At 67.3% G+C, this 16,001-nt stretch carries 15 protein-coding genes; 9 read left to right on the forward strand and 6 right to left on the reverse strand.

Annotated features, from left to right (window positions below; translation table 11 throughout):
- The 5 genes from RBH22_RS02080 (at position 1) to RBH22_RS02100 (ending at position 5,926) form a co-directional block, all read left to right on the forward strand.
- Complete coding sequence (locus tag RBH22_RS02080) at positions 1 to 1,824, forward strand: BGTF surface domain-containing protein (protein ID WP_306676397.1); 1,824 nt, start codon at positions 1 to 3, stop codon at positions 1,822 to 1,824.
- Positions 1,821 to 2,984, forward strand: coding sequence for a restriction endonuclease (locus RBH22_RS02085; protein WP_306676398.1), 1,164 nt, complete (start codon positions 1,821 to 1,823; stop codon positions 2,982 to 2,984). The genes RBH22_RS02080 and RBH22_RS02085 overlap by 4 nt, the downstream gene beginning before the upstream one ends.
- Before the next feature lie 158 nt (positions 2,985 to 3,142).
- Entirely contained in the window at positions 3,143 to 3,748 is a 606-nt protein-coding gene (locus tag RBH22_RS02090; RefSeq protein WP_256544682.1) for an NfeD family protein, read from the forward strand.
- Between the two features lie 183 nt (positions 3,749 to 3,931).
- Positions 3,932 to 5,167 (forward strand): SPFH domain-containing protein, encoded by a 1,236-nt coding sequence (locus RBH22_RS02095; RefSeq protein ID WP_306676399.1) that lies wholly within the window; start codon positions 3,932 to 3,934, stop codon positions 5,165 to 5,167.
- A 117-nt stretch (positions 5,168 to 5,284) separates the two neighbouring features.
- Positions 5,285 to 5,926 (forward strand): winged helix-turn-helix transcriptional regulator, encoded by a 642-nt coding sequence (locus RBH22_RS02100; RefSeq protein ID WP_256544684.1) that lies wholly within the window; start codon positions 5,285 to 5,287, stop codon positions 5,924 to 5,926.
- Positions 5,927 to 5,974: 48 nt separating this feature from the next.
- Here RBH22_RS02100 and RBH22_RS02105 read toward each other — a convergent pair whose 3' ends face one another.
- Complete coding sequence (locus RBH22_RS02105) at positions 5,975 to 6,220, reverse strand: hypothetical protein (protein WP_121568098.1); 246 nt, start codon at positions 6,218 to 6,220, stop codon at positions 5,975 to 5,977.
- Between the two features lie 193 nt (positions 6,221 to 6,413).
- Here RBH22_RS02105 and RBH22_RS02110 point away from each other — a divergent pair, with 193 nt between their 5' ends.
- On the forward strand, positions 6,414 to 8,282 hold the full coding sequence (locus RBH22_RS02110; protein ID WP_306676400.1) for a flippase-like domain-containing protein: 1,869 nt from the start codon (positions 6,414 to 6,416) through the stop codon (positions 8,280 to 8,282).
- Between the two features lie 5 nt (positions 8,283 to 8,287).
- Here the strand turns inward: RBH22_RS02110 and RBH22_RS02115 are convergent, their stop codons facing one another.
- On the reverse strand, positions 8,288 to 8,866 hold the full coding sequence (locus RBH22_RS02115; protein WP_306676401.1) for an inosine/xanthosine triphosphatase: 579 nt from the start codon (positions 8,864 to 8,866) through the stop codon (positions 8,288 to 8,290).
- 63 nt (positions 8,867 to 8,929) lie between these two features.
- Entirely contained in the window at positions 8,930 to 9,733 is an 804-nt protein-coding gene (locus RBH22_RS02120; RefSeq protein WP_306676402.1) for a cobalamin-binding protein, read from the reverse strand.
- Positions 9,734 to 9,988: 255 nt separating this feature from the next.
- Here RBH22_RS02120 and RBH22_RS02125 point away from each other — a divergent pair, with 255 nt between their 5' ends.
- Complete coding sequence (locus RBH22_RS02125) at positions 9,989 to 11,041, forward strand: transcription initiation factor IIB (protein ID WP_199722982.1); 1,053 nt, start codon at positions 9,989 to 9,991, stop codon at positions 11,039 to 11,041.
- A 173-nt stretch (positions 11,042 to 11,214) separates the two neighbouring features.
- Positions 11,215 to 11,667: a zinc ribbon domain-containing protein gene (locus RBH22_RS02130; RefSeq protein WP_256288059.1), complete on the forward strand. Its 453-nt coding sequence runs from the start codon at positions 11,215 to 11,217 to the stop codon at positions 11,665 to 11,667.
- Between the two features lie 99 nt (positions 11,668 to 11,766).
- Here RBH22_RS02130 and RBH22_RS02135 read toward each other — a convergent pair whose 3' ends face one another.
- Positions 11,767 to 12,963, reverse strand: a complete 1,197-nt coding sequence (locus tag RBH22_RS02135; protein ID WP_306676403.1) for a 3-dehydroquinate synthase II — start codon at positions 12,961 to 12,963, stop codon at positions 11,767 to 11,769.
- A gap of 81 nt (positions 12,964 to 13,044) precedes the next feature.
- Positions 13,045 to 13,701: a GNAT family N-acetyltransferase gene (locus RBH22_RS02140; protein WP_306676404.1), complete on the reverse strand. Its 657-nt coding sequence runs from the start codon at positions 13,699 to 13,701 to the stop codon at positions 13,045 to 13,047.
- A 123-nt stretch (positions 13,702 to 13,824) separates the two neighbouring features.
- On the opposite strand from RBH22_RS02140, the gene RBH22_RS02145 reads away from it, so the two are divergent.
- Positions 13,825 to 15,558 carry a radical SAM protein gene (locus RBH22_RS02145; protein ID WP_306676405.1) on the forward strand — a complete coding sequence of 578 codons (1,734 nt, stop codon included), beginning with the start codon at positions 13,825 to 13,827 and terminating at the stop codon, positions 15,556 to 15,558.
- Positions 15,559 to 15,566: 8 nt separating this feature from the next.
- On the opposite strand, the gene RBH22_RS02150 is transcribed toward RBH22_RS02145, so the two are convergent.
- Positions 15,567 to 15,965, reverse strand: a complete 399-nt coding sequence (locus RBH22_RS02150; protein ID WP_121568106.1) for a TRAM domain-containing protein — start codon at positions 15,963 to 15,965, stop codon at positions 15,567 to 15,569.
- Between the last annotated feature and the right edge of the window lie 36 nt (positions 15,966 to 16,001).

Raw genomic sequence — 16,001 nt, forward strand, 5'->3', positions numbered from 1 at the left:
ATGTCTCACGCCCATCCCTACCTCGCTCTCGCTATCGCCCTCTCCCTCCTCGTCGGCGGTGCGACGCCCGTTTCGGGGGTCGCCCCTGCGTCGACGGCGCCGGGAGTGGCCCACAGCGCCGGGACCGAGACGATCGGCGAGGACAGCCACAGCACCTCTCCGCACGCACTCGCAGCCGCCGATCGCGCGCCGCAACAGACCGACGACGCCTCGGCGTCGTTCCCTGGCGGCAACGTGACCGTCACCCGCGGCGACGAGGTGACGTTCTCGGTCTCACACTCCGACCCCGCGAACGTGACGATCGGCGGCCCGGAGTACGGCTTTCACCTCACCGTCGCGCTCGGCGGCAGCGGCACGTCCGAAGTAACTCTCGACACACGCCAGACGACTGCCGCCGATCCAGCCGTCTTCGTCGAAGGCGGATCCGCGACGCTGCACTCCGCACCGCTCGATGAGCCCATCGAGCCCGAAGACTACCTTCTCCGCGTCTCTATCGACGGCGTCGAGCGCGACATCGGAACGCTCACCGTCGACCCACGGGGCGAGACGACAGCGGAATCGTACCGCGCGCCGGGGGCGTTCGAGCCCTCGGAGTACGTCGACGGCGGCGAAGACGGCGACGCCAACGTCGGACCCCTGGAGACGACGATGAGCGCCGGAACCGACCTCGCACGCGGCGATTACGCCGTCGTCCGCTTCGAGGAGAGCGGCCTGGAGTCGGCGCTGAACACGAGCGACCTCACCGGTGCCGCGGCGGCTAACGGGCTCAAAGTGAACTTCACGCAGACGACGCCCGGGCCGAACCAGGAGCCGCGGGAGTACGTCGCGACGGCCTCGGCGAACGTCTCCGTGCTGCCGAGTCTCGCGAACGACGAGATCTACGTGCTCTGGGACACCAGCGAGGTTCCGATCGGGAATCTGGAGAAGCGCAATCGCTACCGCGCGGCCCTGACGCTGACCGACGAGAGCGGCCTCGCCGACTCGCCGACGACGATCGCGTCGACGCCGTTCCATCTCAGTTCGCAGTCGGTGTCGCTGTCGCCGGACAACGACTCGGTGCATTACCCCTGGGAGAACAGTTCGTTCGCCGTCTCCGGGACGACGAACCGCGCGCCGAACACGACGCTGGAAGTCCGCCTCCGGTCCTCGGATCCGAACGCGTTCCTGCAGCTGCGCGATGCCACAGTCGGCCCCGACGGGGACTTCGAGGCGTCGTTCGACCTCTCGTCGGTCTCTCGGGGGACGAACGCGACGCTTTGGGTTCGCAATCACTTCTTGCAGACCGCACAGGACGTCTACTTGGTCGCACCGGACCCGAGCGTCCGTATCGAAGACCAAACGGCGAACGGAACGACGCTACGGATCGCGAGCGCCGAAGTCCCCGCGGGCGGTTTCGTTCGCTTGGAAGACGCCGACGGGTCGTCGGTCGGACGGAGCGACTACCTCGCGCCCGGTGAACATACGAACGTAACAGCGGAGTTGGGGACGCCGCTCTTCGAGGCCCAACAGATCCGCGCCGAACTGGTCCGCGCCGGCGAGGAGCAGTCCTACGACCCCGACGCGGCGGCCTACACCGCGAACGACGCCGTCGTCAACGACACGGCGCGGATCGAGTTCCCGCCGGCACCGACCGAGACGAGCACACCGACGCGGACCGCGACGGCGACGGCGACGTCCACGGCGACGCCGTACCCCGTCGTCACGCGGACGCCGCTGGCTCCCGCTGGTGCCTCGCAGTCGAGTCTCCCGCTGTCGCCGGGCGTCGCGGTCGCCGCGCTGCTCGGCGCCGGTGCACTGCTCGCACGCCGAGGTGGGTCGTCGTGATCCCCGAACTGGAGCCCGAGGATTTCGTCGCTTTCCTCGCGGACCTCTGGCGCGAGCGGGGCTGGGAGATCTCCGTCAAAGAGCGCGCCGACGAGACGCGGTTCGTGATCGGCGAGCGGGGCGACGGCAAGCGCGGCGTCATTTACGCCTTCCCGACGACGACGGCGACGGTCACCGAACGGCACCTCAAGCAGTTCGTCGCCTTCTGTCGGAAACGCAGCATCGACGTGGCCGTCGTCGCGACGCAGGGCGCGTTCGCGGACGGCGCCAAGAAGGTGGCCGCCCAGCGAAGCGTCCACCTCCTCGACCGCGCGACGCTCGCCGAGACAGTCGAGGAGGGCGGCTTCGAGGACGTCCTGAAGCAGTACACCGAGACGAGCGGCCTCGAAGCAGCCGTCGAACGGCTCCAGGAGCTTGGGGTGCCGGTCCCCGTGTCCGTCGTCGACCGCGTCCCCGACTTCGGTGAGTCGCTCGCGGCGATCCGCGCGAAACTCGACCGCGGCGACGGGGACGACAGCGACGACGCGGATGCGTCGGGGGCGCAGTCCGATTCTGATCCCGATTCGAGCGGCGCCCCCGGGGCCGACGCCGGAGTCACGGACCGGATCCGCGCGCTCTCCTCGCGCTCGCTACCGGCGACTGTCATCCCGATCGTCCTCGTCGTCGCGTTCGTGCTCGGGGCTGCGCTGGGGCCGGCGCTCGGCCTCGGGGGTCCCTTCGCCTCCGGCGGCGACGACGGCCTCGACGTCTCGGCGATCTCGACGGCGAGCGCGAACGCGACGGCGGACGTGCGCTGGAATGCGAAGACGACGCAGGCGCTCACGGTGAACGGGACCACCTACGATGCCCCCGACGAACAGACGTTCCTCCTAGTTCGGATGAACGTGACCAACCGGGCCGACACTCCGACGCAGTTCGCACAGTCGAAGTTGGCCGTCGAGGTCGCGGGCGAGCGCTACGCGCATCAACCGCTCGACGGCGTGACCGGCTTCCCCTCCGCCGGACTGTTCGAACCTGGCGAGTCGCGGGAGGTGTGGACGGTCTTCAGCGTTCCCGCCGACGGAGAGAGCGCGACGCTCTTGATGACCGGCGAACTGAACGTTCGCTTCACCCGCGATACCACGATCACGCCCGAGGCGACCGTCCCGGAGCGCGAATAGCGGGTCCGACGGCCTTCCCGTCGGTCGATGTCGCACGCTCGGTCACGCCACGCAGTTGGTCGATCGACCGATATCGCACACTCCCGTCGCTCGGTTTCCCAACGTGTGCATCGATCTCTCGTGACAACGCTTAATCGTGCGCCAGACTTATCGCTCGTATGCTCGAACCAGCGCTTTCGGTCGCCCTGCAGCTCTCGATCCCGCCGGAGACGCTGCCGCTGTTGCTGGTCACCGCCGGACTCGGCGTCAGCTTCCTCGAAGCCTTCGCGCCGGGCGCACACTTCATCGTCCTCGGAATCGCCCTCCTCGCGGCCGGACTCGTCGGGCTGGTCCTCGGGCCGCTGGCCTCACCGATCGTCCTCGGCGTCCTCGTCCTCGTCTTCGGGTCGCTTGCGCTCTACGGCTACCGCGAGTTCGACATCTACGGCGGCAAAGGCACCGAACAGACGAGCGATTCGGCGAGTCTCCGCGGCCGGACCGGTCGCGTCACGGAACGCGTGACCCCGACCGACGGCGAGGTCAAACTCGACGACGGCGGTTTCAACCCCTTCTACGCCGCGCGATCGGTGGACGGCGAACTCCCCGTCGGGACGGAAGTTGTCGTCGTCGACCCCGGCGGCGGGAACGTCGTCACCGTCGAGTCACTCTCGTCCGGCTACGACGAGATCGACCGCCAACTCGATCAGGGTCGGGCGTCGCGGTCGGACGACGTCGAGAGAGCAGACAGCGAGGACGACACCGAGATGGAGACCGAGCGCGCCTGATCGCGGCTGCGACGACGCTCAGACGCGACGACATCGAGACGTAACGATACTGAGACACGACGACACGGAGACGGCGGCCGAACCGGTCTCACCGACGTACCGCGATTCTGTGCGCACTCGCGTCGCCGAATTTCTCAGTTCGACTGGGCCAACGCTTATCAGACCCACACACTAAGTCCGCGTATGGTACTTGGTCCCGTTCCATTACAGACAGGTCTCGGTATCCCGACGATCGGGATACTCGTGCTCCTCCTCGCGATCGTCATCGTCTACCAGATGGTCGAGATCGTCGACGCCTACGAGAAGAAGGCGCTGACGGTGTTCGGTGAGTACAGGAAGCTCCTCCAACCCGGCATCAACTTCATCCCGCCGTTCGTCTCGCGGACGTATCCGTTCGATATGCGGACGCAGACGCTCGACGTGCCTCGACAGGAGGCGATCACCCGCGACAACTCGCCGGTGACCGCCGACGCCGTCGTCTACATCAAGGTGATGGACGCGAAGAAGGCGTTCCTGGAGGTCGACGACTACAAGCGCGCCGTCTCGAACCTCGCACAGACGACGCTGCGGGCCGTCATCGGCGATATGGAACTCGACGACACGCTCAACAAGCGTCAGGAGATCAACGGCCGGATCCGCCGCGAACTCGACGAGCCGACCGACGAGTGGGGCGTGCGCGTCGAGAGCGTCGAGGTCCGCGAGGTCAATCCCTCCCAGGACGTCCAGCAGGCGATGGAGCAGCAGACGTCCGCCGAGCGCCGTCGCCGTGCGATGATCCTGGAAGCGCAGGGTGAACGCCGCTCTGCGGTCGAGCAGGCCGAGGGTGAGAAGCAGTCGAACATCATCCGCGCCCAGGGTGAAAAGCAGAGTCAGATCCTGGAAGCACAGGGTGACGCCATCTCGACGGTCCTCCGCGCGAAGTCCGCCGAGTCGATGGGCGAACGCGCGATCATCGAGAAGGGTATGGAGAGCTTAGAGACGATCGGGCAGGGCGAGTCGACGACGTTCGTCCTCCCGCAGGAACTCACGAGCCTCCTCGGGCGCTACGGCCGGCAGTTGACCGACTCCGACGTCCAAGAGCAGGCCGGCCTCGACAGTCTCGACTTCGACGCGGAGACGCGCGAACTCCTCGGCCTCGACGACATCGAGGAGATCCTCGGGCAGATCGATCAGGCCACCGAGATGGACGTCGAAGAACTCGAACAGGAGGCCGAAGCGATCAAGCGCGGCGCGGGCACGGACATCCGGAGCGCCGACGCGGTCATCGACCAGGCCGACGCCGCAGACGAGGCCGCGATCAAAGATCCCGAAGACGTCGTCGCCGACGCACAAGCCGCGACCGACACGGAAACCCCGACAGAACAGAGCGACGAAGCCGCGGATGACGACGACCGCGCCGTCGAGAAAGAGCGGGAGTAGGACCGCGTTACCGACGCGTTCCGGCGACGTTACCCGCGTTCACGTTTTTTCGTCCGACTTCGCTGAGACGAGCGAAGCGCTTTTCTCCGTGTCGAGTCGTACTAGTGGTAGATTCGAATGCCGAACCGCGACATCGACGAGGAAAAGCGGGCGACGCTCCGGCGCTTCGCCGCGCTGGGGGCGGCGTCGCCGCTCGCTGGACTCGGTGCCAGTGGCGAGGCCGAAGCCACGTCCGACTCGACGAGCGACGCCCGCGACGCCATCGTCGGCTACGTGGCGTCGACGCCGGGTGCGCATTTCTCGAAGATACGCGACGATCTCAGCCTGGGGACGGGCGAGACCCAGCACCACCTCCGACAACTCGTCGACGACGGCGTACTCGTGTTCCGCCGCGACGGCGATTACAAGCGGTTCTTCCCCGCAGACCGGTTCTCCGAGTTCGAACAGGTCGCGCTCGGGTACCTCCGTCGTCGCACGCCGCGCGGAATGCTCGTTGCCCTCCTCCGCGACCCGGGCACGAGCGGCGCAGCGATCGCAGAACACCTCGACGTGTCGCGAGCGACCGTGAGCGGGTATGCCCGCAAACTCGACGACGCCGGGCTGCTCTCGCGCGACGGCGCGTACGCCGTCGAACGGCCGGAGACGCTCCTCACGCTCGTCGTCAGATACGCCGACTCGCTCGGACCAGAGGCCGCTGCCCTGGCCGACGAGGCCGACTCGCTGATCCGATACGAGCCGCGGGACGGCGCAGACGACTGACTCCGTAGCTCCGATTGATCCCGTTCTTCGCGACGCACCTGTGGCAGGCTACTGGGTCACTTTCCAGGTCGTCCCCGAGGAGTAGCCCCACTTCTCGATTGTGAGGCCGACGTCGCCGTCGAGGATGGCACGCATATTGGCTCCGACTTCCTTCGCCGAGAGACCGAGATCCTCCGCGATCAGCCGCGACTTGAAGTACGTCTGCGTGTCGGCGTTCGCGCGGAGGTACTGGAGAATCTGTCGCTGTTTGTCGCTGAGGTTCGGTGCGGTCGTCGTGGAGGCGGTTGCGCTCATACTCCTACACACGGTGTATCTCCCTATGAGGGGTTTGGTACGCGCGGTTAACACGCCGCTGTAATGCGGTCTTTCGCGATTGGGGCCGCGTTTCCACGTGCTATTATCGGCTTCGAGGTACGGTCGCCTAACGGGGCAGACCACCCGCGCCGAGGCAGAAAGTTCATACGCGCCGGCCGGCCAGAAAGCACCAATGGGTCCCTCCGACGGTGCCGCCCGCGGCCCGCCCGCCGACCGCGCCAGCGACGGCGCGGCCCCCTCCATCGCTGTGAGCGTCGTGCTCCCCGCGTACAACGAAGCCAACACCATCGAGTCGACCGTGGAGACGACACTCCGGACGCTCGATGCCTTCCTCGAATCGGGGACCTTCGAGGTCATCGTCGCCGAGGACGGCTGCGACGACAGGACGCCCGAGATAGCAGACCGCCTGGCGGCCGCTGACGGCCGCGTCAGGCACTTCCACAGCGACGAGCGGCTCGGACGTGGTGGGGCGCTCGAACACGCCTTCGAGGCCGCACACGGCGATGTGCTGGTCTACTTCGACACCGATCTAGCGACCGATATGCGCCACCTCGAAGAGCTCGTAGAGCGCGTACGCTCCGGCGAGGCCGACGTCGCGACCGGTTCGCGCTGGATGCCCGAGAACGTCGCTGACAGACCGGCAAAGCGCGGCGTCCCCAGCCGCGTGTACAACGGCCTGGTGCGTACGTTCCTCCGCTCTGACCTCCGGGACCACCAGTGCGGGTTCAAGGCGTTCAGCCGCGAGGCGTTCGAGACGCTCGCAGACGAGGTCGAAGACGACCACTGGTTCTGGGACACAGAGATGCTCGTCCGGGCACAGCGGGCCGGCTACGAGGTGACTGAGTTCCCCGTCGACTGGACGCCGAAGGGCGACACGAAAGTCGACCTCGTCCGCGACGTCCTCGGGATGGGCAGTCAGATTCTGCGGACGTGGTGGCAGTTGTCGGTTCGTCCGCGACTCTCCCAGCGGGTCGGGCTCGCGGCCGGTGCGGTACTGGCCGTCCTCGCACTCGTGTTGATGACGCAGTATCTCGACTTCGGGACGGTACTCACGGAAATGCGCGACGCCGATCCCGCGCTGGTCGGCGCGGCCGCGCTCGTCTACGTCCTCTCGTGGCCGCTCCGTGGGTTCCGCTACCAGGATATTCTCACCGAGTTGGGCTATCGCGAGCAGTTGAGCTTCTTGACGGGCGCGGTGTTCATCAGCCAGACCGGGAACCTGGTCTTTCCCGCACGTGCCGGAGACCTGATCCGCGCGTACGTCGTCAAGGCCCGTCGCGGCATTCCGTACCCCTCGGGCTTCGCGTCGCTGGCGGCCGAGCGGGTCTTCGATCTACTCACCATCGCGTCGATGGCGGGCGTCGTCCTGCTCGGCTACACGGCGACGGGGCAGACAGCGGAGTTAGCCCGAACCGTCGTCGGCGCGGAGGGCGCGGGCCGCGTGGCCGTCGTCGTCGCGATGGGCGTCGGACTCGTCGCCATCGCCGCCGTGATCGGCATCGCGCTGTCGGCCCGGAGCGACCGCGACGTCGTCACCGCGCTCGTCTACCGCGTGAGCACGGACTCGTACGCCGACTTCGTCGCCGGCGTCATCGGGCGGTTCGTCGGCGACCTCCAGACCGTCGCCGGCACGCGGCGCGGATTCGCCCGCGTCGGCGCGACGAGCGTCCTCGTCTGGACGCTCGACGTCGTCACGGCACTTTTGGTCCTCGCGGCGTTCTCTCCCGGGCTGCCGGTCGTAGAACTGATCGCGGTGAGTTTCTTCGCGGTCAGCGTCGGGAACCTCGCGAAGGTGCTTCCGCTGTCCCCCGGCGGTGTCGGTCTCTACGAGGGCGCGTTCACGCTGCTCGTCGTCGGCCTGACGCCGCTCGGAGCCGAGCTCGCGCTGGGCGCGGCCGTGCTGGACCACGCCGTCAAGAACATCGTCACCGTGATCGGCGGCTACGCCTCGATGCTCGGCCTCAACGTCTCGCTGACGACGGCGGTCGAGGAGACGCGCGACGTGCGCGAAGCGCGCGAGGAAGCGCCGGAGCTGGACTGAGATTCCTAGTAGAGGCCGCTCAGGAACGGCGCGGCGGCAGCCGCGACGGCATCTTCCAGCGCGTCGGTGCGCGTCAGTTGTCCGGCGGTGAACGCGCCCGCTGCGCCCTGGTTCTTCGCGACGTTCGACTCACCGAGCACGTCGTCCATCACCGGTCCCAACTCCTCGCCGTCGTGGATGCGAGTCGCGATCGACTCCGGGAGACGGAGGCTCGGGCCGGAGCCGACGCCCCAGCGGTCGCCGTCTGTGGCGGCCGCCCACATCACGAGGTACGTGTCGGTCGCGGGTGCCTCGGCGTCGGCGGCTGCGTTGGCGTCGTCGACAACGCGGCCGTCACCGAAGGACGCGACGCCGCCTTCGATCCCGACGCCGAGACGGGTCTCCTCGGAGTCGTCTGCTTCGTCTCGAACCGTTTCGAGCACCGCTTCGGCTCTGTTCTGCGCTCCCGCTCGCGTCTCGTCGTGCCCGATCGGTTGCTCGGAGACGCCCGATGGGACTGCTTCGGCGACGACGGTCGCGCCGGGGAACACGCGGGCCGTCGCGTCGCGCTTCACCGGGTTGCCGCTGCCGACTGCGACGTACATACCCCTGAGTGAACGACCGCCGGCGATACGTGTGTCGCTTCTGTGCGGTTCGGAGTACCTACTTCAGTTATCTCCGTGAAAGAGTTCAGCGAGCGTCTCGACGCCGTCGAGGAGCCGCGGACTCGGTTGATTCAGCAGGTCGTCGTCGAGAACGTGGACGGACGCGTCGAGGTCCCACCCGCGGTCGGCGAGGATGTCGGGGTCGGCCCGGTCGCCGTGGCCGCAGTGGTGGACGATCACGTGCGTGGGATCCGCCGCTTCGACCTGCTCGCGTGTCACCTCGCGGGAGCGCTCGCCGGGGTCCCAGAAGGGATAGCTGCCCCCGGCCGCCGCGACGACTTCTGGGACCCAGTTACCGGCGGCCATCGGCGGGTCACCCCACTCCTCACAGTAGACGACCGGTCGTGCGTCGTCGCCGCCTTGCTCGCCGTCGCTTCGCCCGGGAACGCGGTCCCGAACCGCATCGATCCGGCGGCGGGCCTCGTCGGCCAGCCGTTCGCCTGCCTCGGGACGACCGACGGCACGGCCGAGCGTCGCGAAGGAGTCGACGACGGCGTCCAGTCGGTCGGGCTCGACGTGACAGACGTCGTAGCCGCGCGCTGCGAGCTCGTCGCGGACGTCCGCTTGCAACGCGTCGGCGGTGCAGACCAGATCGGGATCGAGGTCGGCCAGCCGATCGTAGTCGGGATTCAGCCACCCGCCGACGACCGTGCGGTCCAGCGGGCAGTGCGTCGTCACGCCGACGAGGAGGTCCCTGCCACCCATCGCCGCCACCGTCGCCGTGGCGCTCGGCGCGAGCGAGACGACGCGCTCGACGTCGCTGGCCGAGCCGGCCCCCCCGGCTGCGTCGTCGCGAGAAGAGTACATAGTCGTCGTCGACGGGGAACGATCAAGTGCGTTGTGGACGGGACTGGCCCACGATTTGGGCGGGTCGTGCCGCCGATACCGACTATATAAATCATAACGGTCTATTTCGACAGACAACGCGATTCGGGGCTGTGCACTGGGTTCGGGCGAGCGATTCCGAACCGCTTTTATATTCTCCGTCGGTGGAATGGGTACGGACCGCTCCGGGCCTCTCTTACCCCGTGTCTGTGGCACGGAGCATTCGTCGCTATACCGATGAGCGAGAAGAGTACGTACACTCGCGTGAACGCGAGAACGAGAGACGAATCGCGAACGAACGACGGCCGAGACGGCGACTCGGCCGGCCAGCGGTGGGTACGACCCGGCCAGGAAGAAGAAGAAGAGACCGAAGAAGAATCCACCGAGGAAGAGCTCTCCTGTCCGGAGTGTGGCGGCAACGTCGTCGTCGACGACGAACACGGCGAGACCGTCTGTGACGACTGTGGGCTGGTCATCACCGAGGACTCGGTCGACCGCGGCCCCGAGTGGCGCGCGTTCGACGCCAAGGAGAAAGACCAGAAGTCCCGCGTCGGCGCGCCGACGACGAACACGATGCACGACAAGGGGCTCTCGACGAACATCGACTGGCGCGACCGCGACGCCTACGGCAACTCGCTGTCGTCGAACCAGCGCCAGAAGATGCAGCGCCTCCGCAAGTGGAACGAGCGCTTCCGGACGCGCGACTCGAAAGAGCGCAACCTCAAGCAGGCGCTCGGCGAGATCGACCGGATGGCCTCGGCGCTCGGTCTCCCCGAGAACGTCCGAGAGACCGCCTCTGTCATTTACCGCCGCGCGCTCGACGAGGATCTGCTCCCCGGCCGCTCCATCGAAGGCGTCGCCACCTCGTGTGTCTACGCTGCGGCGCGGATGGCGGGCGTCCCCCGCTCGCTCGACGAGATCGCGGAGGTCTCCCGCGTCCCCAAGAGCGAGGTCGCGCGAACCTACCGCTACATCGCACGCGAACTGTCGCTAGAAGTCAAGCCCGCCGACCCCGAGCAGTACGTCCCCCGATTCGCCTCGGAGCTTGGCCTCTCCGACGAGGCGAAACTTCGCGCGCGCCAGCTGCTGAAGAACGCCAAAGAGAAGGGCGTCCACTCCGGAAAGTCGCCGGTCGGCCTCGCGGCCGCCGCCGTCTACGCCGCCGCCCTGCTCACCAACGAGAAGACGACGCAGGCCGCCGTGAGCGACGTTGCGGACATCTCCGAAGTCACGATCCGCAACCGATATCACGAACTGCTCGAAGCCGAAGAGAGCATCGGCCTCGCGTAAGCCGGGTCTCGGTATCGCCGTCGGCGCGGCGATTTCGTCGACACTCCTCATTTTCTGGCCACCTCTTCCCGCGAGACAGTCGTCGGCACCCCGCGAGACAGTCGTACGTCCCCTGCGTGACAGCGAGAGACATTCCCGTGAGTTTAAGAACGCCCACGGCGTCGGCCACGGATATGACTCGAACGCGACGCCGTGCGATGATCGCGACGCTCGTCGCCGTCCTCGGTGCCAGCGTCGGCGTCGCCGGGGCCGGACATCTCTACCTCCGCGAGTGGCGACGGGGCGCAGCGTGGTTCTCGTTCGTCATCGGGGCGGCACTCGTGCTTCTCTCGGTGTTCGTCGATCCGACGACGGTCAGTCTCACCGATCCCGCGTCCGTCGCGGCGATGCAGCCGTCGTCGCTGCCGACGATCGTCACCGCGCCGCTGTTTGCGCTCCTGCTGCTCAGCGCGCTCGACGCCTACCGTCTCGCGACCCGTGGACCGACGTCGACGGACGCACCGCAGTGTCCGAACTGCGGCGGCGAGATCGACCCGGAAATCTCGTTCTGTCCGTGGTGTACGGTCGAGTTCGAGAACTACCCGGTCGAGGACGGAGAAGTCGGCGATCGACGAACGGAAAACTGAACGCCGCCGCGCTATAGAGCGTTTGCGAGTCTCCACTCACCCAATCACACCAGTCGTGCGATCGCCTCTGTAATCAGTTGCAAACGCTACTACAGACGCCTACTTCTCGATGATACTCTCTTCGACGGCCTCGCCGAAGTGTCGCGCGGTCTGCTCGTAGAACAGCAGGACGTCGTCTCCGGCTTCCAGGTCCGTGACGGCCGTGCGTCCCTCGCGCGTGTGGACCTTGATCGTCTCGGCGTTCTGCAGCAGCGTCTCCACGCGGTCACCGTCGATCTCGGCCTCGATGCGGAACATCGGGCGCTTTTCGATCTTCACGCGGCCGACGACGGCCTCGCGCGTCTTGCCGTCGGCGTCGACGACTTGCACCTCGTCGCCGCTCTTGAGTTCCGAGAGGTACTTCGTGCCGCCGTCTGGCGTCCGGACGTAGGCGTGGACCGCGCCGGCGTTGACTCGGAACGGCCGGGAGGCGACGTACGGCGATTCGGCGGTCTCGGCGTGGACGAAGAACAGTCCGCGGCCCATACTGCCGACGAGCATCCCCTCGTCGTGTTCCATCAGATTGCCCGTATCGACGCAGACGCGGTCGGCCATCCCGGTCCGTTCGATGGCCGTGACGGTGGCCCACTGGAGGTCGAGCGTCTCGCGCTCGGCCTCGTCGCGCACCTCGACCGTCTGGCGAATCTCGTCGGGATCGTCGGAGTCGAGAAGTACGCCGTCGGCCCCGAGTTCGAGCGTCTCGAAGGCCGTCTTGGCCTCTTCGGCGGTCGTGACACCGGCGATCAGGTCAGTCTCCTCGCCGATCCGCGCGATGAGGTTCTCCAGCGGGATGATCGTCCAGTCCTCGCCGACGACGATGGTGTAGTCAGCGTCTTTGGCTGCCTCCTCGGCGAAGCTCTCGTAGTCCTTCGAGAGAATCCGGACGTAGGAGCCCTGCGCTCGGTTGTCCTCGCGGCGGAGCGTCGTGAGATCGGCCGACCCGGAGAAGTCGCCGGGAAGGTCGACGGTGCCGTCGCCCTCGCCGTCCTTGCCGACGATGTACGCGTCGGCCTCGCTCGCGGCGTCGATGCTCGCGGCGTCCTCGTCACCCTCCTCGACGTCGTCGATGAGCGTCGTATCTGAGTCCGTCCGGAACGCCGCCACGGAGACGTCGCCGAGCGAGCGAACGCGCTCGACGTCGTCCTCGTCGACGAGTACCCAGTCGACCCCGGCTTCGAGCCCTGCCGTGATCCGTCGTTTGCGTGTCTCCCAGTCGCCGACGCTGTCGTCGGCCTTGAGCCAGACGCTTCGTGTCATCGTTGTCGGCTCAACTCGGTCGGTGCGCTTGAACGTGGCGACTCTGCGGAGGATTGCCGCGGTGCCGTCTCCGCTCAAGCGTCAGCGTTCGTCAGTCGGCTGCTCGACGGCCGAGACCGTGCGCGGTTCGTCCGGGTCGCCGTCCGGATCCCGGAGTCGACGGTGATACCAGACGACGTCGCGCCACTCACCCAGTTTGAAACCGGCAGCGGGGAACTGTCCGACGCGCTCGAAGCCGTGTCGTTCGTGAAAGCGCTCGCTCTCGGGGTTCGGCATTCCCAGCGCGGCGTACGCCGAGCAGTACCCCTGCCGGCGGAGCGTGCCGAGCAGGCGGTCGTACAGCCGCGTCCCCACGCCGGACCGATGTGTCGCGGGATCGACGTAGATGGACGTCTCGACGGTCCAGCGGTACGCCGCCCGGTCGCGGAGCCGGCTGGCGTAGGCGTAGCCGACGACCTCCTGGTCGCGCCCCCCCGCATCGCTGACGGCGACGTACCACGGATACTCGTCGACCGCGCGCTTCGCGCGGATCTTCTCGGCGAGTTCGGCCGTTGTCGGCACGTCGGTTCGGAACGTCGCCGGGGAGTCGCGGACGAACGGCGCGTAGATGTCGCGGATGGCAGCGGCGTCTTCCGGGCGGGCGGGACGGAGCGTCACGACAGCGTCCGAGGTATCTGACGAGTCCGCACGACAGTCCGTTCCGTCGGCGTGCGGGTTCGGTCCGGCGTCCTCGCTCATACATCTCGAACCGACCCGCGAGCTAACCTCTCTTGCGGTTGCGGCGCGCCAGCGCATCGCGGCCGACCCTCGAGTTCGTCTGAGAAGGTGAGCGTTTTACCGCTCGGCCGTCTTTGCACTCGTATGACTGACCCGGCCGACCTCTCCGTGACGCTCGTCGACGGCTACGTCGACGAGCCGGCGCACTTCGGCGTGCCGCCGTACATCTCGACGTATCCGCGGTTCACGGCCGGTGCGATCGTCGACGCCGGCGTCCCCGAGGCGAACGTCACGTACCACACGATCGACGAACTCCGCGAGGACCGGGCGAAGTGGGCCGACGTCGCCGACGCCGACCTGTTCGTCTACCTCGGCGGGATGACCGTCCCCGGCAAGTACGTCGGCGGGACGCCCGCCGAACCCGACGAAGTGCGCGAACTCGCCTGGGCCGCAGAGGGCGTCTCCGTGATGGGCGGGCCGATCCGCTTCGGCGTCGGCGAGGAGAACGCCGGCGCACAGGAGATGCAGCGGAAGGACCTCGACTACGACTTCCTCGCGATGGGCGACGTCGAGGCCGCGGCGTACGACCTCGTCGACAGCGGACTGGAGGGCTTCGAGAACCGCTACCGCGACAACGACGAACTGGACCGCTGGGCGGCGCAGGGCGCGTTCGTCGTCGAACAGCATCCGAACCACCCCGAGTACCTCATCGCCGAACTGGAGACCTCGCGCGGGTGCGCCTACCGATGTTCGTTCTGTACGGAGCCGATGTACGGCAACCCCGCGTTCCGGACGCCCGAGTCGGTCGTCCGCGAGGTCGAGAACCTCTACGAGCGGGGCGTTCGACACCTCCGGCTCGGTCGACAGGCCGACATCCTCGCGTACGGCGGCGACGGCGAAGCGCCCAACCCGGACGCCCTGCGCCGACTCTACGGCGGGATCCGGGAGGTCGCGCCCAACCTCGGGACGCTTCACCTCGACAACATGAACCCGATCACGGTGGTGAAGTGGCCCGAGAAAGCCAGAGAGGGCATTCGGATCATCGCCGAACACAACACGCCCGGCGACACCGCGGCGTTCGGACTCGAATCGGCAGATCCCGTGGTACAGGAGCAAAATCAGCTGAACGTCACCGCCGACGAGTGCTTCCGAGCGATCGAGATCGTCAACGAGGAGGCGGGCTGGCGTCCCGGCGACGACCCCGCCGACGCGCCGACGCACGGCGACGGCGCCGCGAACCGCCTCCCGAAACTCCTGCCCGGGATCAACCTCCTGCACGGGCTGAAAGGTGAGCGCGCGGAGACCTTCGAGCACAACAAACAGTTCCTCCAGCGCGTCTACGACGCGGGGCTGATGGTCCGGCGGATCAACATCCGGCAGGTGATGGCCTTCGAGGGCACCGAGATGGCCGACGAAGGAGCCGACATCGCGAAGGAACACAAAAAGCGGTTCAAACAGTACAAACGCGACATCCGCGAGGAGATCGACCGGCCGATGCTGCGGCGGCTCGCACCGATCGGAACCGTGCTGCCGGACGTCCACCTCGAATATCACCAGGACGGTCGGACGTTCGGCCGGCAGCTCGGGACGTATCCACTCTTGGTCGGCATCCCGGGCGAGCGCGACCTCGGGGCGACGATCGACGTCGCGGTCGTCGACCACGGCTATCGGTCGGTGACCGGCGTTCCGTACCCGCTGGACCCCAACGCGGCGACGATGGACGAACTCACGGCGATTCCTGGCATCGGCGACCGGACGGCCGGCGATATCGTCATCAATCGCCCGTACGACTCTGCGGCGGCCGTGCCGAGTCCAGAAATCGACTTCTCGACGTTCACCGGGAGCTACCCGACTGACGAACGACCGAGCGCGGACTGACGATAGGATTAGATCTCTTCTTCGATCACTTCGCCGACGGCGAAGTTCGATTTCACTTCGGTGACCTCGATCTTCACTCGGTCGCCCACCTCCGTGTCGGGGACGATGATCACGTAGCCGCGTTCGACGCGGGCGATGCCGTCGCCTTGCTTGCCGATGTCCTCGATCTCGACGTAGCGCAGTTCGCCGGGTTCGACCGGCGGCTGTGGCTCCGAGGACGGCCGTTCGGACTCGGACGGTTCCGAGGAAGACTCGACGGCACGAGAGATGAGAGCGACGCGGTAGGCCTCGCCGGGTTCTATCGACCCGGTTTCGACCTCGCGCTTCGGTACTTCGACGACGTAGCGATCCTCTTCGGCGCGAACGTCCGCGTTGAACAGACACAGGAGTTTATCTGAGATTTCCACCGTGTAGACCTCCGGTGGTATCTCTCGGCGAATCGT

The organism is Halobellus sp. H-GB7 (genome assembly GCF_030848585.1).
GTDB lineage: Archaea > Halobacteriota > Halobacteria > Halobacteriales > Haloferacaceae > Haloquadratum > Haloquadratum inordinatus.